The organism is Flavobacterium kingsejongi (assembly GCF_003076475.1).
Lineage (GTDB): Bacteria > Bacteroidota > Bacteroidia > Flavobacteriales > Flavobacteriaceae > Flavobacterium > Flavobacterium kingsejongi.
Genome location: NZ_CP020919.1, coordinates 3,206,261 through 3,227,756, shown reverse-complemented (window position 1 = coordinate 3,227,756; position 21,496 = coordinate 3,206,261). Strand labels below are relative to the sequence as shown.

19 protein-coding genes are annotated in these 21,496 nt (G+C 37.8%); 5 read left to right on the top strand and 14 right to left on the bottom strand.

Annotation, left to right across the window (positions count from 1 at the left end; translation table 11 throughout):
- The first annotated feature begins 54 nt into the window (after positions 1–54).
- On the top strand, positions 55–861 hold the full coding sequence (dapB, locus tag FK004_RS14475) for a 4-hydroxy-tetrahydrodipicolinate reductase (protein WP_108737900.1): 807 nt from the start codon (positions 55–57) through the stop codon (positions 859–861).
- Positions 862–984: 123 nt separating this feature from the next.
- Here the strand turns inward: dapB and FK004_RS14470 are convergent, their stop codons facing one another.
- From FK004_RS14470 to FK004_RS14440, 7 genes are all read right to left on the bottom strand, one after another.
- On the bottom strand, positions 985–1,743 hold the full coding sequence (locus FK004_RS14470) for a 5'-methylthioadenosine/adenosylhomocysteine nucleosidase (protein ID WP_108737899.1): 759 nt from the start codon (positions 1,741–1,743) through the stop codon (positions 985–987).
- A gap of 126 nt (positions 1,744–1,869) precedes the next feature.
- Complete coding sequence (locus tag FK004_RS14465; RefSeq protein ID WP_108737898.1) at positions 1,870–2,580, bottom strand: nucleotidyltransferase domain-containing protein; 711 nt, start codon at positions 2,578–2,580, stop codon at positions 1,870–1,872.
- 128 nt (positions 2,581–2,708) lie between these two features.
- On the bottom strand, positions 2,709–3,548 hold the full coding sequence (locus tag FK004_RS14460; protein ID WP_108737897.1) for a polysaccharide deacetylase family protein: 840 nt from the start codon (positions 3,546–3,548) through the stop codon (positions 2,709–2,711).
- Between the two features lie 56 nt (positions 3,549–3,604).
- Complete coding sequence (locus FK004_RS14455) at positions 3,605–4,528, bottom strand: patatin-like phospholipase family protein (protein ID WP_108737896.1); 924 nt, start codon at positions 4,526–4,528, stop codon at positions 3,605–3,607.
- 33 nt (positions 4,529–4,561) lie between these two features.
- Complete coding sequence (locus FK004_RS14450) at positions 4,562–4,954, bottom strand: VOC family protein (protein WP_108737895.1); 393 nt, start codon at positions 4,952–4,954, stop codon at positions 4,562–4,564.
- A 36-nt stretch (positions 4,955–4,990) separates the two neighbouring features.
- Complete coding sequence (locus tag FK004_RS14445; RefSeq protein ID WP_108737894.1) at positions 4,991–5,581, bottom strand: 3'-5' exonuclease; 591 nt, start codon at positions 5,579–5,581, stop codon at positions 4,991–4,993.
- A gap of 2 nt (positions 5,582–5,583) precedes the next feature.
- On the bottom strand, positions 5,584–7,500 hold the full coding sequence (locus FK004_RS14440) for a DUF294 nucleotidyltransferase-like domain-containing protein (protein WP_108737893.1): 1,917 nt from the start codon (positions 7,498–7,500) through the stop codon (positions 5,584–5,586).
- 154 nt (positions 7,501–7,654) lie between these two features.
- Between FK004_RS14440 and FK004_RS14435 the strand changes: the two genes are divergently transcribed.
- Positions 7,655–8,755: an AI-2E family transporter gene (locus FK004_RS14435; RefSeq protein ID WP_108737892.1), complete on the top strand. Its 1,101-nt coding sequence runs from the start codon at positions 7,655–7,657 to the stop codon at positions 8,753–8,755.
- Here the strand turns inward: FK004_RS14435 and FK004_RS14430 are convergent, their stop codons facing one another.
- Positions 8,756–9,100: a hypothetical protein gene (locus FK004_RS14430; RefSeq protein WP_108737891.1), complete on the bottom strand. Its 345-nt coding sequence runs from the start codon at positions 9,098–9,100 to the stop codon at positions 8,756–8,758. It lies immediately after the preceding gene.
- A 1,113-nt stretch (positions 9,101–10,213) separates the two neighbouring features.
- Here FK004_RS14430 and FK004_RS14425 point away from each other — a divergent pair.
- Positions 10,214–11,053, top strand: a complete 840-nt coding sequence (locus FK004_RS14425; RefSeq protein ID WP_108737890.1) for a hypothetical protein — start codon at positions 10,214–10,216, stop codon at positions 11,051–11,053.
- A gap of 562 nt (positions 11,054–11,615) precedes the next feature.
- Positions 11,616–12,737, top strand: coding sequence for a hypothetical protein (locus FK004_RS14420; RefSeq protein WP_157956120.1), 1,122 nt, complete (start codon positions 11,616–11,618; stop codon positions 12,735–12,737).
- Positions 12,738–12,765: 28 nt separating this feature from the next.
- On the opposite strand, the gene FK004_RS14415 is transcribed toward FK004_RS14420, so the two are convergent.
- The 3 genes from FK004_RS14415 to FK004_RS14405 all read right to left on the bottom strand — a co-directional run bounded on the left by FK004_RS14415 (position 12,766) and on the right by FK004_RS14405 (position 16,660).
- On the bottom strand, positions 12,766–14,154 hold the full coding sequence (locus FK004_RS14415) for a di-heme oxidoreductase family protein (RefSeq protein ID WP_108737888.1): 1,389 nt from the start codon (positions 14,152–14,154) through the stop codon (positions 12,766–12,768).
- 70 nt (positions 14,155–14,224) lie between these two features.
- On the bottom strand, positions 14,225–15,316 hold the full coding sequence (locus FK004_RS14410; protein ID WP_108737887.1) for an imelysin family protein: 1,092 nt from the start codon (positions 15,314–15,316) through the stop codon (positions 14,225–14,227).
- 30 nt (positions 15,317–15,346) lie between these two features.
- Positions 15,347–16,660: an autotransporter outer membrane beta-barrel domain-containing protein gene (locus FK004_RS14405; RefSeq protein ID WP_420358900.1), complete on the bottom strand. Its 1,314-nt coding sequence runs from the start codon at positions 16,658–16,660 to the stop codon at positions 15,347–15,349.
- Positions 16,661–16,922: 262 nt separating this feature from the next.
- On the opposite strand from FK004_RS14405, the gene FK004_RS14400 reads away from it, so the two are divergent.
- Positions 16,923–17,330: a DoxX family protein gene (locus FK004_RS14400; RefSeq protein WP_108737886.1), complete on the top strand. Its 408-nt coding sequence runs from the start codon at positions 16,923–16,925 to the stop codon at positions 17,328–17,330.
- A 79-nt stretch (positions 17,331–17,409) separates the two neighbouring features.
- Here the strand turns inward: FK004_RS14400 and FK004_RS14395 are convergent, their stop codons facing one another.
- Genes FK004_RS14395 through FK004_RS14385 form a run of 3 tightly spaced genes read right to left on the bottom strand, consistent with a single transcriptional unit; the run spans position 17,410 to position 21,237 of the window.
- On the bottom strand, positions 17,410–18,051 hold the full coding sequence (locus FK004_RS14395) for a hypothetical protein (RefSeq protein ID WP_108737885.1): 642 nt from the start codon (positions 18,049–18,051) through the stop codon (positions 17,410–17,412).
- A gap of 17 nt (positions 18,052–18,068) precedes the next feature.
- Positions 18,069–18,779, bottom strand: a complete 711-nt coding sequence (locus tag FK004_RS14390) for a hypothetical protein (protein WP_157956119.1) — start codon at positions 18,777–18,779, stop codon at positions 18,069–18,071.
- Positions 18,760–21,237 carry a hypothetical protein gene (locus tag FK004_RS14385; RefSeq protein WP_108737883.1) on the bottom strand — a complete coding sequence of 826 codons (2,478 nt, stop codon included), beginning with the start codon at positions 21,235–21,237 and terminating at the stop codon, positions 18,760–18,762. Before FK004_RS14385 ends, FK004_RS14390 begins: the two co-directional genes overlap by 20 nt.
- Between the last annotated feature and the right edge of the window lie 259 nt (positions 21,238–21,496).

Genomic DNA, 21,496 nt, shown 5'->3' with positions numbered 1-21,496 from the left:
TTTTGTTATAGCCAAGTTGTCTTGGAAATGAAAATAAAGAACAAAAAATAGACTATGGGAAAGATAAAAGTTTGTGTAGCCGGCGCCACAGGTTGGGCGGGTGCTGCATTGAGTAAAGGAATTGATAGTGATCCGGAATTAGAACTTGTGGGGGGCATCTCCAGAAAGATGGCAGGGAAAAACCTTTCAGAGTTATTGCAACTCACAGCACATGATGTTCCTGCTTTTGGAAATGCATCCGACGCCCTCTCTACCATAGATTGTGACGTTTTTGTAGAGTTTACCAAACCTGACGTGGCAAAACAAAATGTGCTTATCGCAATCGAAAAAGGAATTAATGTAGTTATTGGCACTTCAGGATTAACTACGAAAGATTACGAAGAAATTGAAGCGCTTGCACTACATAAAAAAGTCTCAGTACTGGCAGTCGGGAATTTTGCTATTACAGCCGTATTATTGCAGAAATTTTCAGAAATGGCGGCTAAATACATTCCAAATTTTGAAGTAATTGATTATGCCGATAGCCATAAGATTGATACCCCCAGTGGTACCACACTGGAACTGGTAGACAAACTTTCTAAAGTTCAGGTTCCTACTGATTTTGTAACCGCTAAAAATTTGATAGGCCCAATAGAAAGTAGGGGAGCGAAAGTAAGTAATGTAACAGTTCATGCTGTACGTTTACCCAGCTACACAATCGCTGTGGAAACAATCTTTGGATTGGAAGAGGAACGGCTTACCATCCGCCATGATTCCGGTACTGGAGCAGCTCCTTATGTAAAAGGTGGTTTATTAGCCATCAAAAAAGTGGGGTCGTTTACAGGGTTTAAAAGAGGACTTGATAGTATAATGGATTTATAGATTGTAATTTAATTATTTATACGGTTTATTTAAAGTATTAATTTAGATTTTAATTTATTTTTTTAAAGATAAATATTAGAAAAAGCCTTATAATTTCTATAAGGCTTTTCTATAAATGCTGGTTTATAGAATCAATTTTTGTATGATTAATGCAGCATATTTGCTCGCTATTGTTGCAATAAAAGCGGCGAAGTCAATATCTGAAGTGCTTTCTGCGTTGTCTGAAATTGTCCGTATGATCGTATACTGAATGGCATATTCATAGCATACCTGAGCTACCGCTGCGCCTTCCATTTCTACACATACCACGTCGGGTAATTCTGAAAGTAATTTTGTTTTTGTCTCCGTGTCAGAGAAAAAATGATCTCCGCTGGCAATGACCCCAATAATTACTTTTGGGGCTGTGATTGCAAATTGGGCTAGATCGGCTTCTGGAATTTCAGTATGTAGTTTCTTTTCTGCAATGGCTGAATTTGCTGCAACAAATCCAGCGTTTATACAATCCTCTGGACTTTCAAAATGAGTAACGCCCAGTAAAGGGATTTCATACTTTGCCATTAGTGGCCGTGCATCCATATCATGTTGTATGAACTGGTTACCGATGACGATGTCACCAATATTTAAATCATCGAGTATAGCTCCAGCAACTCCTGTAAAAATCAATTCAGTAATATTAAATTCCAGGATCAAGTGGGTTACAGTGGTGGCAGCTGCTACTTTACCCCAGCGTGAAAAAACAACAACGACCGTAATGCCATTAATGGTACCTGAAGTATAAGTTCTTCGGCCTCGGGTAGTAGCAACCGGATTTTGGAGTAATGCAACAATGCCATTCGTTTCCTCGGGCATAGCGCCCATAATACCAATAATTCTTTGTACCATGATTTAATGTAGGTGTAGTTAGTTAGGTAGTAAAATATTTTTTAACATTATGTCAAGTAGGATAGAAAATGCCTCACATATAAATTGGATTTTTAAATGTTTTTTGAGACAGCCTATATAGAATAATTATTCTGGGGCTGAACTCCATTCAAAAAAACCTGTTACACCTGTCAAGCCAATAACCATTTGTTTTGTCAATTTATACTTTTCCTCAACGCTCTTTTCACCATAATATATCGTTATCAAATTTCCTATTACTGGGTCTAATTCTAATAGATTCTCAATTCTGTCTTTTAGTCTTGGTAAGGGTTGTTGCTTAGCATAAAAAATGAAATGAATTATGTCTATTACTACTTTGTCAAGAATGTATAAAGTTGTTATCTTGTCTGTGGTATAAATATCTGTGGCATCTTCAAGCAGATTTGTTATAGCGTATTTATAAAATATCAGTTGTTCATCTGTTAAGGGTTTGGGCAATAAAATGTACTTTTTTGCATCGTCAACAAGGGCAACTATTTTTTGATTGTCGTTTCCCATATATAATTGTCCTGTTGCAATGATATTGGCACTAACAGGTCTGTTATCCGCTAATTCACTTTCAAAATAGCGGTAAACATGTTCAATATTATTTACGAATATTTCGCAAGGTACTTTATTGAACAATTTTTGAACTCTTTGCCTAAATAAGCCGTCGTGAATAACAAAGATATCAAAGTCGCTATTTTTATTGGGATTGCCACGAATTATACTTCCGCTAACAATTATTCCTGTCGCAGTATAATTTGAGTTTATCCAGGCCAATGCCTGGTCAAGTGCTATTCTATAGTGGCTGTCCATAAATTATTAATGGTAATTTTTTTCGACTGTAATCGAACTCGCGGATCGATACGAAATGAGTTGTCTCTGCCAAGATAAAACTTTCCACGTCAAACTACAATTTCCGGTTACCTAAATCGCCGCGATTACTATTTTTGTTTTAAAGGAAAATCATTCAGCCGGGCAAAAGTATAACCCGATTTACGAAGTTGGGGTACAATATCCTGCATGGCTTCAAAAGTATTCCATTTTGGACGGTTAAAGTGCATGATGATCAAAGCCCCCGGACGTACATGTTCTAAAACGGCATCCGTTATTTTTTTTTTGGGTGTATTTGGGACTGCATCACCCGAAAGCACATCAAAGCTGATTACGGTAATCCCGAGTTGCTTTGCAATTTTAGCACAGGCTTCATCGGTATAAGCAGTGGCAGAGCGGTAAAAAAGGGGCCGTTTGCCCGTAATTTTTTCAATTTTTTCGGCATTAGCCTCTATCTCATCAAAAGCATCGGGAATATCTTTTGTACTATGAATACCATATTCACTTTCCCCATCAACTGAACATGGACGGTGATTCAGTCCGTGATTTTCAATTTGAAATAAAGGATCTTTCGCTAATTCCAAAAAAGTAGTATAATTGGCATCAATCCATTTTCCAGTCACAAATAAAGTAGCCGGAATTTTTTCTTTACGCAGGTAATTAATGAGTTCAGAATCATAACCATCTGCATTTTTACCACCGCAGGCATCAAAAGTAAAAGCAATGATCTTTTGGCTCGTAATCAAATCCTCATCTACCCCTTTTACAAATTCGCCCCATTGGCCGGGTGGGGTATGGGCAAATTCTCTGGAAACTTTTTCTTTTAAAGCAAGGTATTGCGGATCCTTGTAACACTGGGCTAAAAAGCTGCTATTCGGGTATTTGTTGGTTTGTGCTACGGAAGAAAGAGATAGGATCAGGCAAAAACTAAAAAGTACTATTCTAAACATAGGAATTGGTATTTTGGAATGAGTAAAGAGTATTTGAACGCTATTTTGATAGGATTTTAATCCATACTTTCGGTGTCCCTGGATTCGATATAATGGCTTTTACAGGCTTCTTTCTGAAACATTTCATACCCTTCCTGCCACCAGGTTTTCATTTCATCCGCATCAAAAATATAGGACCGCGTGGTCAATAGTCTGTTGATGTAATAAAAGTGAACCGCTACATTATTTCCTGCTGCCTGCAGATTGGCAATAAGCAGGTCATCAATCCCAATTTGATTGAGCATAAAATCATAGGTTCGGCTGAAAACTTCGAGGGCATTACGCAATGGTGGATTATTATAAACCCCTTTTTCCAATCGGAGCACAATAACATCTATGGCAGAAGCGCCACGTATAATCGCTTCCTGTACGGGAATCAGGTTCCCAAATCCACCATCACCATATTCCTGTCCGTTTTTACAAACAAGGCTCATTAAGGGAATCAGGTTAGCAGAGGCCCAGATCCAGTCACAATAATCTTCATAACCATAATCCTTAGAGGATTTGTGCTCAATAGTCTGAGTGGTAAGATTAGCGACTGTCACCACAATCTCTTTTCCTCTGGATTGCAGCATGGCAAAATCTTCGGCTGTAAAGCTTTCCCCGATTAATTTGCGTAAATTAGTACTGTCTCCTAAGGTTTTTTGTCTTTTTATAAATTGTTTTATAATCCCCAAATGATTCATCCGGGTGGTAACTACACCATTTTTCTTTTTGATGATAAAAGGGCATACCGTAAAAATATCACTTTGACGGATAGTCGTATAAATTTTTTTAATCCGTTCAATATCTCCTAAGGCAAGAAAAGGGATTAACAGGCTACCGGTGGAAGTACCGACATATAAATCATAATCTTTGCCGCTATGCTGCATGAGGTATTCGGCAACACCGCCTGCAAATGCGCCTTTACTGCCACCTCCGGAAATAACTAATGCATCCATATTGTTTGCGTTAAAGTAAATTGATAATTCTAACTATCCTACAGGGGTACAAATTTCGATCAGGAAGCCATCCAAATCCCTTACATAAGCAACAATCTGTCCCCATGGTTTTGTTTTTGGGGTTTCCAGTAGTGTCGCACCCGCAGTAATCGCAGCGGCAAGGGTTGTAGGAACATCATCTGTAACCATACCAATTTCAATTCCAAAAGGTTTTGCTTTTAAGGTGCTTGTTATAAAACCCGCTGTAAGATTGGATGCTGCCAAGTCAATAGCTGCAAATGAAAGGGTTGTACTCCCAGAAATCAATTCGGCATAACTATTGTCCGGAGCAATAAATTTACGCTGAAAAGCAAAAGCATTCTCATAAAATTCTACTGTCTTTACGACATCCTGAACATAGAGTATGGTATAGCCTAATTGTATCATTTTCTATTTTTTATATCGTATTAAATCTATTATTGCTTAATTCAACAGGTCCAATCGGGATTTGAGCCTCAGGAATAAAAGCGCAATAGTATAAGCATCGTTTGACGCAGAATGCCGTTCGCTTTTGATCATTTTAAAAGCATTAGAAAGCTCTTCCAGCGAGAGTTGCCTCTCATCAGTAAGTTGTTTCCATTTTTTGTACATGATCTCGATATCCAGTGCCTCGTTTTTTAATTTACCACAATTGAGCTTTAAAAGGCCTTCATTGATAATTTCAATATCAAAATTAATCCGATGGCCTACAAGTATGGCTTTACCAATATAGTCAACAAATTCTTTAAGGGCTTCTGGTTCGGATACTTTTGTCCCGATAGGGGAAAGCGGGGTAATATCAGTAATATTTTTCTCCGGATCAATTTGAATTTCAAAAGCATCTTTTACAATGATTTTGTTATCAATAATTGCCAGTGCCCCAATAGAGAGCACTTTATCTTTTTCAGGATCCGTACCTGTAGTTTCAGTACTGAATACCACAAAGCGACGCTCGGTTTTCTTATCGAATTTACCAAGGTAATTTTTCCAGAACTCCGGGGTTTCTTTAGTGATATTTTTAAGCCATTCCAGCATGGTTATGAGAAATAAGTTAGGGCAAATCGGTTTTTAATCAGGTCCTGTACTTCTTTAATTACAGTGAAAGTATGTTTCAGTTTGGCTTTATCCGTTTTTGAAAGTTCTTCCAGATTAATGTATTGTCCGTTATTATCATTTTTTATTCCAGATTCTGTACGGAACTGGGAAAGTGTGATAAAGGCATCTGCACATTCCAGGTACAATTCGGCATATTTAGGCTCCGAAACAGCCAATTGGCGGAACCGGTAATATGTATTGTTTACACCTTTAATATTCTGGCTCAGGATCAATAGGCGTGCTGCATCAATTAAAGGCGCCAGTGCACGGTTTTTAATATCAAACAGGTCTTTGTTTTCACCATCTTCCTCCACATTAAACTGCTTGAAGAAACCTAAGGCTGGTGGTTTTTTCAACGCATCATTTCCTAAATAACCAAAGAATTTTTTCTTTTCCCGGATATCTTTAAAGATCACCGTAGTAATGGCTTCTTCTATAGCAATGTCACCATAGGCAAATTCATAATCAAAGAAAGTCCTGCTGATAGCATCTGAGTTTTCACCCGGAGTATTAATCCATTTTCCGTATTGACTAATCCAGACGCTAAGGGAATTACACCACAATATATTACTCGCAATATTCCCTTCAGGTGAAGACTGATAACCCACACGATTCAGTGTAGTCGTCACCCGACGGGCCAGTTTCAGGAAATAATCCTTCACATCGCGGTATTTATCATTAGCCACATCTTCAAAAACGAGGAAGCTATCCTGATCCGTAAGTAATAGTTGCTCTTTACGGCCCTGGCTACCAATAGCAAGCCAGGCAAATCGGACAGGAGGAGAGCCCATTTCTAAAATAGCAATATCAATGGCTCTTTTGATTAAAGCCATATTGACTTCACCCGCAATATTGGTAATTTGGGGTAATGGGATATCATTCGCCAAGGAAGATTCAATCAGCTCGGATAGTTTTTCACGGCTTCGTTTAAGGTCTTTTGAAGAATGGCCACGCTTGATCTCTTTAATTAACACACCAAGGTTATTCGCCTGTGCTTCAACTAAATCATTCTCAGAAATAATACCTTTTATTTCGGATTTGGCTGTACCATCCAGTGTTACACACAGGTAATCCACATCATACTTTAGCATGTAGAGTTGTGCTTCGGCCAGTGATAAATCTTCCGGAACGGTAATCACTGGAGAAACCATTATTTTACCAACTTCGACTGTAATTGGAAAACGCCCGGTAGCAATTTTGGTACGCAGGTCTTTGTCCGTTACAATACCTATCGGGAGATTGTTATTTTGAATAATGACACTGCCAATATTATTATCGGTCATCATTTGTGCTATATCTTTTGCAATCGCATCTGCAGTAGCCAAAAGTGGTTTTTCCGAATAATCGATAGACTGGAAATACTGGATTTCGGACTGTTGGTCGCTATAAATTACATTTTCAGAAATCAGCTTGCCTTTATGCTCTTTATCATAAGGATTACGGGTGTTGGAAGCAAAACTCTCCAATAAGAAACTAAGAACTTCTTCATTCCGCAATAGTATCTTTTGGAAAATCAATATCGGAATAGCAAATATGATCGTTTCTTCACGGGCTTTGGCCGTCAGGAGGTAATTATTTTTGGCAAAAAATGGACGTAGTCCGAGAATATCACCTTCCGCACAACGGTCGATGAGGGTTTCTTCTGCATCAGAAGTAATGGAGAGCCCTACAGCGCCATCTTTGATTACATAAAAATCAGTATGACAGGGATCGCCAATCTGGAAAAGAGTCTTATTCTTTTCCAAAGAGAGGATACGGACTTCCGATGCTATTTCCAGGAGCTCAGCATAACTGAGCGAAAGGAATGGGGGATAACGCTTTAAAAAATCAGCAATGCGTTCTGCTATTGTATTTTTCATAAAAAAATATAAAGTTTAAAAATACTAAATTTAACCCTATAAAAAAAAATTAAATAAACGAGTTCCAAATTCTTTATACTTTTCCTTTTTGTTCTTAACTTAGGATATAGAATTACGCCGTTTTACTTATATTTATACCAAATTGAAGAAAATTATGATACGATCTACACCTTTTTATACCCGGTTAGCCCATGTACTTGTTAGTATAATCTGTATGTTTTATCTGGCTATTATCGGACAAACGGTATTGGCTCCATTATTATTTGCATTTCTCTTTTCTTTATTATTGCTACCCTTTGCCAATTTTTTGGAACGAAAATGGAAAATGCCACGCTCCGTTTCATCAATATTAGTATTGCTAAGCCTGGTGATTGTCATATCGGGTATGCTTTTTCTGCTGTTTAGCCAGTTTAGCGAACTTTCTAACGACCTTCCTGCTTTTAAAGAGCAGATTCTTTTGGCCACCACTGATATTCAGGACTGGATTTCCAGAACCTTCCATATTGATAATAACGAGCAATTGAGTTATGTAAATAGTGCTACAACTGATGCTTTAAGCAAAGGCACAACCTTATTGGGGCATACGTTATTGTCTGTTTCATCGCTGATGCTTTTTCTGGTATTTATATTTTTGTACACCTTCTTTATACTATTGCACCGAAGATTATTGCTCAAATTTATCATCTCTTTATTCCGCGAAGAACATTCTGTTATTGTATATGATGTGGTGGGCCAGATTCAATACATTGTCAAAAAATACATTGCAGGGCTTTTCCTGCAGATGTTAATCGTTACGACTTTAGCCTGTACTGCATTTGAAATTATCGGTATTAAATATGCTTTGCTGCTGGGCCTTATCACAGGATTGTTTAATGTAATCCCGTATATCGGAATATTAACAGCCTCATTATTAACCATACTCATCACATTTGCCACGATGGGATCAACGGATGTACTATTTGTCTTAATTGCAGTAGTCCTCATTCATGTTGTAGATGGTAATTACATTATGCCGAAAATAGTAGGATCAAAAGTAAAAATCAATACGCTGGTAGCCCTTTTGGGATTGGTGATAGGGGAATTGGTATGGGGTATAAAAGGAATGTTTTTATCCATTCCCGTAATTGCTATTTTCAAAGTGGTCTTTGATCGAGTTGAAGGATTAAAACCTTGGGGATTAGTGCTGGGTGAAGATGACAACCCACCGGTTGTAGCCGTTATTCCATCCGAAGAACCCAAAAATGAAATAGAATAATCAATGTTCTTTCAGGTATTTATTGATGTATGATATAATATTTTCCGGTAAAAAAAGCCTTTGATTGTTCACTAATTTAGAAACTTCTGTTTCCGTATCAGCGGTATACTGACCAACTTCATTGGTAAAACGCAAATAACCTTGTTCAAAATGGCGCTCTTCATAATTATTATGCAGATGACTGGACTGGAAATCCAAACGCTGTAAAGTATCCTCAGTTTTATCATACAAAAACCAATAGAATATTTTATCCAGGTTATTGGTCTCTATAGTATCAATCTTAATTTCAATTAGAGCAATTTTTGAATTCTCTAAATAGTAGAGGGTATGGTAAGTTGTATTCATAGCTTTAATATTAACTTAAATAAAAATAGCATAATTATACGGAAATGAAACCATCCATTATCATTAAATTTTTCTATTTTACATAATATAAATTATAGATCAAAATGATATTTTAAATAGAAATGCATAGATTACAGGTTCCTAAGGTCAAATTTACCTTAAATAATGATTATTATGTAAAACTGGAACGCTTACTATTTCTCTCTTTATACTTCGGAATCCAAATAGATATATTATCAGCTCTTAAAAACCATAGAAATAATTACCTGCCTATCGATTTATTTATTTTAGGAGTCAATTTATCATAGCAATGAATTTAAATCTAATAGCTTTGAATTATATTTTTATTAGTACAGTGTGTGTACCTAAAATTAATTCAAATTTTTATATAACATATTAAAATAATAATCGCTACAAAGCTTATGTATTCAAACTCATAGTTAAGCATGAACTGACTGATGAATAAAATTTATAGTAGTGATCCTAAATCTCAAGATAGTTTACCTAAATGAAACTGCAAGTATGATTAAATTTCTATTTTACATAATAATTGAAAATAGAAATGAGAAGAAATTTGTTCCCCTTTCAGCACTGAAATACGAAGAATATTTAGTAAAATATACTTCGTAAAAGTCTTTTTTTAGCTTTATAGATGCAAATACTAAAAAAATTTAAACTCCTTATAACAGAAGTAGAACAATAAGAACAAGACCTCTCCCCTCTTACAAAATCCTTTCGTCAAATAATTGTTTATGTAATACTTTTTGCCTAAAAAAGTTATATTTGTTCATCACATCGTCGTTAAAAATAGAGATAAACAAAACAAATAGATTATACATATAAATTTGATATGATTGCAGCAGAAACACAACGATCCAATTGGTTTTCAAAATTCTCTTTATGCTTTTTAGCTTTTGTTGGCGCTGTTAATGCAAGCCTCACAGTAATCATCCCGTTATTGCCTCTTAATATGCAAATTATTTTAATATCGCAGGGCTCTTTTCATTATTAGGAGCCATCTTATTTGCTATTGGTTTCTCCATATACTGGAATTATAAAGAAAAAAGGGGAAATACCACCATTCTAAAATACAAGGTCTGGTTCATTATACTATTGCGCTATTGGCTGGCATTCCAGATTTCGGTATATGGTTTTGAAAAACTGTTCGAAGTTAATTTTACCTTTTCTTATCATGCGGATGATACGCTGGTAAACTCCCTTACAGGGCAACAGCTCACCTGGAAATATTATGGTTTTTCCTATGGGCTCTCTTTAATCATAGGTTTTTTGCAAATTGTCGGCAGTATCTTTTTATTATTCAGGCGCACCATATTATTAGGGATCGTAACGTTGTTACCGGTATTCTTCAATATTGTATTGATTAATATTTTTTATGGCATTGGTCCCATCACGATCTTTACCTGTGTATTGATTACATTGGGATTATGTTATTTATTATTGCAGCGAAAAGAAGAAATAATAGCACTTTTTATGCACTATAAAAATACAGGACCAGTAATTGGAAGTAAAATCGCTCGTCTGCTAGCGCGCGTACTGTGTATCCTGATCCCTTGTATATTTATATTGTATTATAGCCATGGAGTACGGCTTTCTGAAAAGTATTTCGGGAAATGGAAAGTAGAAACGATGACCCGCAATGGAAAAATAGTGCCGGAAAATGCCTGGGAAAAAGATACAGCTGCATGGAAAGTAATTTATTTTGAAGAGCGCGGCAAACTATATTATTCACCAAATCCTCATATGTTTGTGGACAGTACTGCTGTTGCAATGCGATACCTGTATGATGATACCAAAAATAGCTTAGATGTCATCTCGTATGAAGGAAGTATACCCGATACCATTCCAGTACAGATCAAAAAATTCAATGGTACAAGCATGCAGTGGAATATGATTTTAAATAAAGATACCCTTCAAATGCAATTAAAAAAGTAAACCAATAACTAACGATTTAAAAAAACAAATACCCCGTTATGATGGGGCAATGCAAACTATAAGTCCATTGCTATTTTAGCAGTATCCTTTATTTTCATTAAAAACCTTCAAAATATTGAAAATCAGATAGCTTTAGATGCAGAAAAACAATATGAAATTGCTAAAAAAGGAGAAGATAAAATAGAAACCTATGTACAGGCTGGTTTCGTTGCTGCAGCTTACCTTCAGGCGAAAGATGAAATAAATTACAACAAATGTAAAGCGATAGAAAAAGAAGAAGCTAAAAATGCTGGAATGCCAGAAGAATAAAGGCTTGAGATTGAAATTGGTAAACGACGATATCCTTTCCATAGTAATTGAAACTGGGCAATTAAAACATCGAATAAAAAATCACACGAAAACCGTTACTTTATTTCGTTTGCGCTGTAACAAAAATCCTGCTGGATAGTCTTATAAAAAAACCACCACCATGCTTGCTCGACTCATTGCCCTTTTATTTTTCATTTGTTATTCTTTTTTAATCTCTACCGCACAATCCGTACAGGATCCCGATCTAAAATCCATGATTCACAAATCTGCGTTTTCCTATAGTAATGGAGAATATAGCGGTAAAGGCTGGGATTTGCTAAAAGCAGAAATTGCAAAATCACAATTCGTAATGATCGGTGAACAACACGGAGAAGCCGAAATTCCGGTTTTTGCGGGTAAAGTGGCTCAGGTATTCCAGCCCAAAGCACTGGTTATTGAAATTGATCCCTATACCGCATCACAATTGAAAAAAGTAAGTGTGGATCCTTCTAAATATGCTGCTTATTTTAGACAAAAACCGTATGATTTTGCCTTCTACAGCTGGGAAACCGAAATGGCGCTGGCCAGGCAGATGACATCTTCCAACATCGATATATGGGGATTAAATGAAATCAACTTCCTCTCTTTACCTACTTTTTTTGAAACCCTGGCTGCCGAAACTAAAAAACCGGGACTAAAAAAATTAGCCCTTAAAAAGGCGGCAACTATTTCCCTTCATGACCTGCCTCTTTATAAAGACATAGCAAAATACAGCGATTTTAGTGCCTACAGCCTAAAAGAAGTTACAGTAGATTCGATGATTGTTGCTTTTAAAAATGAAAATGCAGCAAGCAAAAAAATGTTACAGGATTTAAAACGATCCATTCCTTTATTTGCTAACAGCAGCTACACTCAAAGGGTGAATCTGATGAAAAAGAATTTGCTGAACTACCTGCATTCCGATATTACGGCTGATGCTATTAATATGCCTAAACTGCTCTTTAAATTCGGAGCCAATCACCTTTCCAGAACTGATGAAATGAATACTGCCTTTGAAGTAGGCAATCTCGCCGATAACCTGGCAGGAGCAGCCGTCAAGAAAACGCTGCATATTTTGGTTTTTGGCAAGAAAGGAACTTCGAATACCATGGCACCAACCGATAATACATTGGCTATCCAGCCGTATGATATAGCTACTGATGATGAATTAAAATCGTTACTCCCTTTTTCCGATCAGGTACAAGGTGAGGAATGGGCTCTTTTTGATTTCAGGCCAATCCGTAAGGCTGTCAAAGCCGGGACACTAAAAATAGAACCGAGATTACTTTCTTTTATCAATGGTTATGATGTCCTGGTGGTATTTGGACAGGTAAGCGGGAGCCGTTTTATAGAATAAGCGGCAGCATTACCACCGCTTATGTATATTATAATGAATTCAGGAAGGCCAATAAGGCTTCCCGTCGGGCTGTAGGCAACTGTTTGAATTTTTCTTTTGCATTTTGGGCTTCTCCACCATGCCATAATATGGCTTCGGTAGTATTCCTGGCCCTGCCGTCATGCAGCAAATCGGTATGTCCATTAACCAGTTGTGTGAGCCCGAGACCCCAGAGTGGCCTGGTTTTCCATTCGCTTCCATCGGCTAAATAATCCGGGCGTTGATCTGCCAGATCTGGTCCCATGTCGTGTAATAACAGATCGGTGTAGGGATAAAAGGTCTGGAATGCCAGTGCTGAAATTGGGCTATAGCCTGTCCGTTGTCTCGGAACATGGCATTTGGCACAATCAAGCTGTTCAAAGATCTGAGCCCCTTCCCTAACATTTGAATTAGTAATTCCTCTTGGTGCTGGAACTGCTAAAGTGCTGGAATACATTACTATTTGCTCCATTATTTCATCAGATAGTTCAGGATCGTCATTTTGCCCGTCATTCCCATTCGGCTGGTTATGGCCGGTTTCCTGCGGAAAAACACTACTCGTAATTCCCATATCTTCCAAATAGGCTGACGCACATTGCATGTGAATGGTTCCTGTATTGGCTTTCCATCCAAAACGGCCTAAAATCGTTTGATGCAAATAACTATCCCACACATAATTGGCTTTACCTGAAATGCCATCACCATTCCAATCATTTGGATCGATATACGCAATAATATCAGCTTCCGGGATGGCTTCCAAAAGTCCCAAGCCAAATACCGGTGGGCCAAGCCGGGCAGAAAGCATCACACCCGGTGGTAGGCTGATATACGGATTGGTAAGGCTAATAATGGGTTTGCGAAGGGTGATTACGGTTCCATCAGCAAGCGTTTCTGTTTTCTGAATATAGGTCACCTGATAATCTGCTTCGGGCAAGTAACCTGCGAGTGCATGGTTTTGGATCTGTAACCCAAAACCAGGAACAGCCAAAGGACCACCATGTTCATCCATACCCGGAATACTCACACGAACCAACAACCCGTTTCTGGAATTGATAGTGGATGGATGCGCTGCCCTGCCGTCTTTGGGATGGCATGCAATACAGGAGACATTATTAAATAAAGGTCCCAATCCCGGATTTACAGGTGCCGGAGCTGTGATAAAAGTAGCTACAAACTGAAGATCGCCCGCCAGGTGTTTTTGAAGTTCTGCTGCAGAAAGATTGGGTGCAGGATATCCAAAAGCATTGCTGGTAGCAGAAAAAGTAGTGGTTTGCCCACCGGCATATAAGCGCTCCGAGAGATCCGGAAGTGTTTCATACTCCGCTGCGTCATCATTTTGGCAGGAAGCTATTAGCATGCCTATGATCGCGTATACCATCCCTTTCTTAACTATTTCCATCCGTATGCGTTATATAAAATTAAAAAAATGCCCCACCTCATAATGGGTGGGGCACTATAAATAATGAGGCTTATAGGTTGTTAATGAAAGGGAATAATTGACTCTCCAATGCAATTTTCAATTCATCTACTTTTTGTTGTGCATTTTGTACCTGTGCCCTGTTGTTACTAATCGCCTGGGTAAAAGTACCGGGAATCGCTTCAATAGCCTCAATAGCAGCCGTTATTTTAGCTTTAATGATAGCATCCAGGGTTGGATTGGTCAGAATAACAATATCCGAAATACCTTTACCTGAAGTATCATCAAAATCACCCGTATATACATTCTGTATGCTTCGGATATTATTTGCAAAATCCAATTTGGAATTATTGCTAAAACGGGATTCTTCTGCTTCTGGTTTTGCAGCACCAGCATTACCATTCAATGGAGTTTCGATTTTTCCGGATGCCACTTCATCAGCAATACCAAACAAACCTTCCACGATCTCTGCCAATGCTGCTTTTTGAGAAACATACTGACTGCCGGATTGGCCTGCATTGATGAACTGATTGGCAAAACTACCCGCATTGCTTCCTGAAGTCTTCCAGGCATCATACAATTTTTGTGTATTTCGCTGTAAATCATCAGCTGCCGCTTTCAGGAATTCCAGTTCTCTTGCGGTGAGTGCTGTAGCCGCTTTGTTACCGTTGATACCCCATACAAAATATTCAATTGTGTGGAATCCTCTTGCATCATCATTTGTTTCTAAGGAAGCAGCCGTGATTGGGGCGCTATTTGATATAATCGTATTAATAGCAGCAACATCTACCGGCCAGGAATCAATCGCCGGATCCACTACTTCTTCAATGCCCACAGGACCATACAGGAAACTTTCAGACTGTTCCCACGGTGACCTGGTAGCTTGCCAGGCTGCTTTAACAGCAGCAAGATTAGCCTCATCTGGTGTAATAGCTAATGTATTGATGGCATTTTTTAAGGCCATCGCTTTTTCATTCAGCTGCTTGTAGGTATCGGTGATTACGTTTGTAGGAACATTGTTCAGTACTTCCGTAAACAGGTTTGCATTAGGATCTACATACGTACTATCATCGTTATTGCTACAATTGGCAAAAAACAGGGAAGCTACTATGAGTGCTCCTAAATTTAAAATTTGTTTGTTCATTTTTTTGGATATTATGGTTAGACTATTTTTTTAGAATGAAAATCCGATTCCGGCAGAAAGTGTATTCTCTTCCTGCTTTCTTCCGGTATACAACGAAGTCACTGGATCATAGTTATCAGATCCTAATCTTCTGTTTTGATAGTGTGCTTTTAATACAATTTGCGGATGTACGAACCAGTTAATCCCTCCCATAAGTGCACTACGCTCCCATCGTGGCTTACGAATCACGTTGCCTTCCACTTCGTGCATGGTGTCGTAGTAATCGTATCGGATAAAAGGATAAATTTTCTGTTTGGCCGTGGTATTGATAAAATGCAATATTTCGTAACCGCCTTCAAAAGAAAAGCCCAGGGTATTTTTACCTACGGGAGTTCTTTTTACGCCCAGGTTATTGGAAAGGGAGGAATTTTTACGGGAAACGATATTAGAATTCTCAAGATTACCCCAAAGGATTACTGAATTAAAACGCAGGTAATCTTCATCATAAGTGATATGTCCTTCGAGAATGGTCACATAGGCTGATTCGGACATATCGTTTTTAGGGCGGTTGGCTGCGGCATCATTTAGGTAAGCCGACATTCCGACATACGTATATTTATTTTTGCCAAATTTATAATCCAGTCGTCCTGTAAAAGCTAAAGAATTTCCATTAGCCATTTCAAAACGGGTTTGATAACCATCTTTGATCCAGCCTCGTGAGCTAAAGCCTGAAGCATCCAGTCCATTGGTAATAGAGACTTCATACTTTAACCGTTTCCAGAAAATACCATGGATCTGTACTCCGTTTTCATACCATCCCAACGGCAGTATTTCGTTTTCCATTTCCTGTCGGTGGGTAGTAAAGTAAGAAATAGGGCGATCTAAATCCTGTGCCAGGCCAAAATGTATCTTCATACGCCCTACACGTACATTCAGATACGGACGTATGGCGAAATTGATATGGATTTGCTCAATTTTTACTTCGCCCCCGGATTCAATTTCCTGTTCGTATTCACCAAATTCTTCCTGCGTATCCAATTCAATCGTAGAACCGGTTCCCCCATGCTCAAATTCAATTTCCGATTTGAAACTGATCCAATCATTAAAATTATATCCCAAATAGAGATTGAGGCGTTCTGCATCAAATTTGTCTTTGATATTGAGATCGGTATCATACCGCCCATAGTGGTAATAATTTACCACTCCGTAACCACTGAGTGTAAATTTGCTCCAATCCACAAGGCTTTTGTTTTCTTTTATAAAATCTTTCTTCAGTTCCGCTTTTAGCTCTTCTTTCAACTCAAGCTTGATCGCTTCTTTCATTTTTTGAAACGACGACACGGAGTCGTTTTTAGTTTGGCCCATGATTCCAAAAGTCATCATCAGGAGGATTCCATGTAAAATTTTTTTCATTTTTTTGGTGGCTAAATTTTCCGCAAATCTAATCTTATTTTTATTTATACCAAATCTAAATAAAAATATTTTTAACATTTTTTTGTATATATTTGCACTTGGTATCTACACCCAATCTATGATAATATAGATTAAATTAATTATTTACATTTACTAGTTTAATTTAATCTATATTAGATTATTGTATAAAAAAAAACCAAAAAACTATAGTATCATGCAAAAAAAAGTCACCTCGTATTCCATTCTGATTCTTAGTACAGCACTTGGATTATTTTTTATTTATAAAGGACTTAATAAACATTTTCTCTCCCCTTGTAAAACCTATGGATCTGATAGTCCTTTACCCGAAGATTACAAAAATCTGATGACGGCATTATGCAGTTCCGGATTTACCAAAGTTGTAGGTTTTATCGAAATACTTTCCGGTATATTGTTGCTCATTCCGCGAACGAGAATTTTAGGTGTACTCTTTTTAACGCCGGTTATTGTAACCATTTTCCTCTTTCACCTGCTTATTGACAACCGCCCACATGAACTTATAGAAACCGGAATTCCTTTAGTATTGACATTGACTATCCTGGTTTGGGGGTATACCAAATGGAAAGGAATTCTGGATAAATAAATAAATATTTATTTATCTTGTTTTTATAGCATCAAAAAAGCCCCATTAGAGGGGCTTCTGTATTAAATAATAAAGCGTATTAGTGGGAATTAAGTTGTGTAACTAAAGTATTCAACGTTGCATCATCGAGTTGTATTCCACAATTGTCCAATTGATTCTTTACGGTACCTAAACTATGATCGCTATAACTAAAATCAATTCCATCTTGCAATGATCTTTTAATTTTTAAATACCACTGCATATTTTGATCAAAAGTTCTACCAATACTGCGAATGCAATAACCACTATGATTTTGATATGATGACATTCCATTATCCAAGAAAAAAAAGGCTCCATTAAATCCCTTTAATTCTGCAACATTCAGGTCATGCATTTTTAACGCAATAATTTCATCCCTGCGTACTTCTGTTATCCAATCAGCTGAAAAGGGTGCCTGCACTTTCAAATAGTACCCGTTATCATCCCGTACACTGGCATAAATTGTTTTATCAATACAACTGGATACCGGGGATAAAGAGATATTGTTATCATCAACTTTGTTGAATTGCCATAAAAATTCAGCTCCATTACTGGGGTCGATATTCAATGCCGAATAAGCCCAGTTGCAGGTTACCCGTACATTTCCTAGCCCGGTTAAAGAATAGATTTCTGCCTGCATAAAAGGTCCGGTTGCTGCTGCTTTTAAAAGTTCAGACAAACTGCCGTTACTAATTTTTATCATAATTTTGAAGAATTAAATTAATTTGTATTCCAATAATTTTTCTGGTTAGCCATATTGGCAGGAAAAGCAGAAGTTATTGTTTTTACATTTTGCCAACTTATAAGAGCGGCATCAATATCTAAGGATTCTATGAAAGGTAGGGTTACCGTAATTTCCTTGGCTACCGTATTATTCAGATCATCCAAAATAGCCTTCCACGTTCCTGTCACCGTCCCCGCAGCATTTTCGACAGTAGTAATAATAGCGCCCAAAGGTGCCCAAAAGCTACCGAGCGATTCCTTATTTAAGGCAATCTCAGCATCAACAATCTGATTGTTCGTCAGGAATATTTTGAGTGCATTCGACAACTGCGTTGTACTTACGACTATAGGTGCTGTATCAGTTACAAGTTGATTCAGTACGGAGAGTGTTAGGTCTTGTATACTAACCGGAACAGTATTGCCCGAAATGCCCTGAACCTGGTTATTCAAATTCGTAAAATTCGTAATAGCAGTATCTGCATACTGAGCTATACTTCCCGATACTGAAATCAGTCCGTTAAAAGTAGTGGATTGCCATAATTTGCTACTTGATAGCAAGCCCGGGTAACCAGGCAGGTCCTTTGAAATTACAGCAGCAATACTCTCAACACTGAAGACAGCTCCTACACGCTGATTTATAGCTGTCCATTGACTTGTTGGAATGGTGAACAGACTGGTTACGGATTCATTAGCTAAACTTGGCATCATTTATCTTTTTAAGGAGTAATTTTTGGACACTGGCAGTGGTACCAATTGCAGATCCTTCAAAATACATTGTAATCCGGGAGACTTTAGAAAAATCAACTCCATCATTATTTGATTTCAGGGAGATTTTCCATTCACTAAAGGGTGTAGGGCGGAAATAGGCATATTTTACTTCATCATCTACTTTCCCATCAATTTTGACAATTCCGAAAGTACCATTTTTAAAGGCCCACTTAGCATTTGTATTGTTTTTCGAGACTTCATATTTAAAGACTCTTGTAAGCCCTTTGCTATTGAACTGATACCCCAGGTTTTTATACCGATCCAAATAGTTTCCAGTGTTTGTAATGGTCATAAAAACAGATTGCTCCTTATTGTTTTTAAATTCAGCTCCTTCCAGCCAGACACGAATATCATCCAGCCGAACGCGTTCCAATCCCATAAATTCCTGATCCGATAATGGTAGAATCCAGCTTGATTCTCTAGTTTCCCGCAAATTTTTTAGGATGGCTTCGTCGGTAATCTCAAAAGTCATGTTTTCCATTTTCTGTGGTGGTGGATTAAATCTTTCCAGTGCTGAAGCATTATCCATTGCAATTTTTACTATATCCTGGATTCCTGAATTAAGATCATCTACCGAATCAATAATTTTAGGTTGAATCTTAGAATTCGCCAAAGCCCAATAGAAAAAGGAATCTTGGTAAGACTTTAAAGCTGAAAACAACAAACTTTTACTGTTTAGGTACTTTTGATAAAACTGTTGCATCAGCGCCAGAGTTGTATTTTCGCCCACCTGAAGGCTATCTACTAATTTTTGCAGATTGGCTTGTTTTTCCTGCGTATAATGCAATTGAAAATATAATGATGCAACATCCTGGCTGGCTTTAATCACCGCTAATTGTGCTGCGGCAAGAGACTGGCCATACACAACCAAAATATCCATTGCTTCTTTGTATTCTTTGGCATATCCGATTTCCAGTTCTATAGGATCTTCCATAATATTGCTGGCTTTGATTTGAAAAACAGTCCATCCATCTGCAGCACTTAAGTCAGCTCCATTCGTGGTATCATGCATTTCCTGGATGATCCCTATTTTACTCTTAGCTGAGCTAATGTTATCCGCAACAGCCTTAACTGCTTTTGCCAAATCGTAAACTTGCTTTAAAACTTCAACAAGCTTTTTAAGATCTTTCATTGTTTTCGCCAGGTCTTCTGCTAATTTGGCCACTTTAGCCCCGGATGATGCAGCACCTGCAACAGCATCTACGGCATTTACCGCTCCTTTTGCCGCAGCGGGAGCAGCTGCTTCATCACCAACCGCCATTAATGCGATAGCACCTCCAAAAGTGACTATTGCTGAGACCAAATCAAAAACGCCCTGTATAATTACCTTTCTTTTATATTCCGGAATTCCTACCAACTCAAAATCGACGGCTACCATATCTACTGCAAGCTGTTGCTTATTGAAATTAGCTAATGCATTTTTAGCTGCAGTTTCAGCATTGTTGTAATTTTCATTAGCCTGAGCCAAAAGTGCATTGACATACTCAATTTCCTTTTGAGAATTTAACGCCATGGTTTTAGCCATTTCGATATTTTCCTGGGTTAGTACTTTCTGCAGGCTCAGTATTTTGTAATCGCTTTCATATTTTGCAGCTGAAGCAGCGAAAACATGCGATAGATTTTTGTAAATATCGGAAGTTAAATAAGGAACAAACCGGGCGCCATTTACTTTAGCATTCAATTCTGAGTTTAATAATGTTGCTAAACTGGTACTGCGATAAAAGAGCTCCTGTAATTCATCATTTTGTGCCGCCCAGCCTTTGACCCATAAAAAAAGAGCAACCGCAAGCTTTGGATTCTGATCGTATAATAAGGATCCGAAAATAAAAGAGTTGTTTAGATACAGTGCCATATCAGCACTCAATTGCAATGCAAAACCCTGTTTCAAATCAAGTGTTTTAAGACTCGCTTCTTTATTGACAGCTGCTATAATTAATCCGGGAGCAATATTACGTGCTGTAATCTCAAATAACTGTGGCTGGCTGCTGGTATTAAACACCGCTTTTACAGTTAAAGCCCCTGTCATCTCACTACCAAACAGTATCAGTTTAGCAGTTGTGTTTTGTTGGTAATCCAGAATTATTGAGGAATTTCCCTCTATTTCTATTTGGCGGGCGTAGATAATTAATCCTTCTGCCTTTAAAACCCAAACCATATTCTGGGGAACAAATAGTACGTCTGCATACACAGTGACCAGTACCGGTGCAATATTAGCATTTTCTATGGCTGCTTTAATGTCTCCAAGGTTCTGGTACATTCCACGGAAAATACTGTTATTCGGATTTAGTATCGCACATGAAGTATCGGGAACATTACCTTTAATTTCCAGATCTTCATAAAATTTAAACCATTCCGTGCCGGGCACAGAATGGTTCAGTTGTAAAGTTGTTGTAGACATATTAGGCTGCTTTAGCTGCTGCTGGAGCAGTTACATAGGCATTAACACGGTAAGCTTGCGCCTCTTTCCCTACAGCAACCCACGCAGTAAGTGCTGCATCCACCCCTAAATCCATAATGATAGGAAGTGCTTCTGCTATATTGGTTTCAATTAGTTTGCTGATGTTGCTAAGGTCATCTGAAATAGCTGCCCAGACACCCTGAATTTTTTGGATTACTGGTAATGCTGCAGAAATTGACTCTACATTTTTTGATAATCC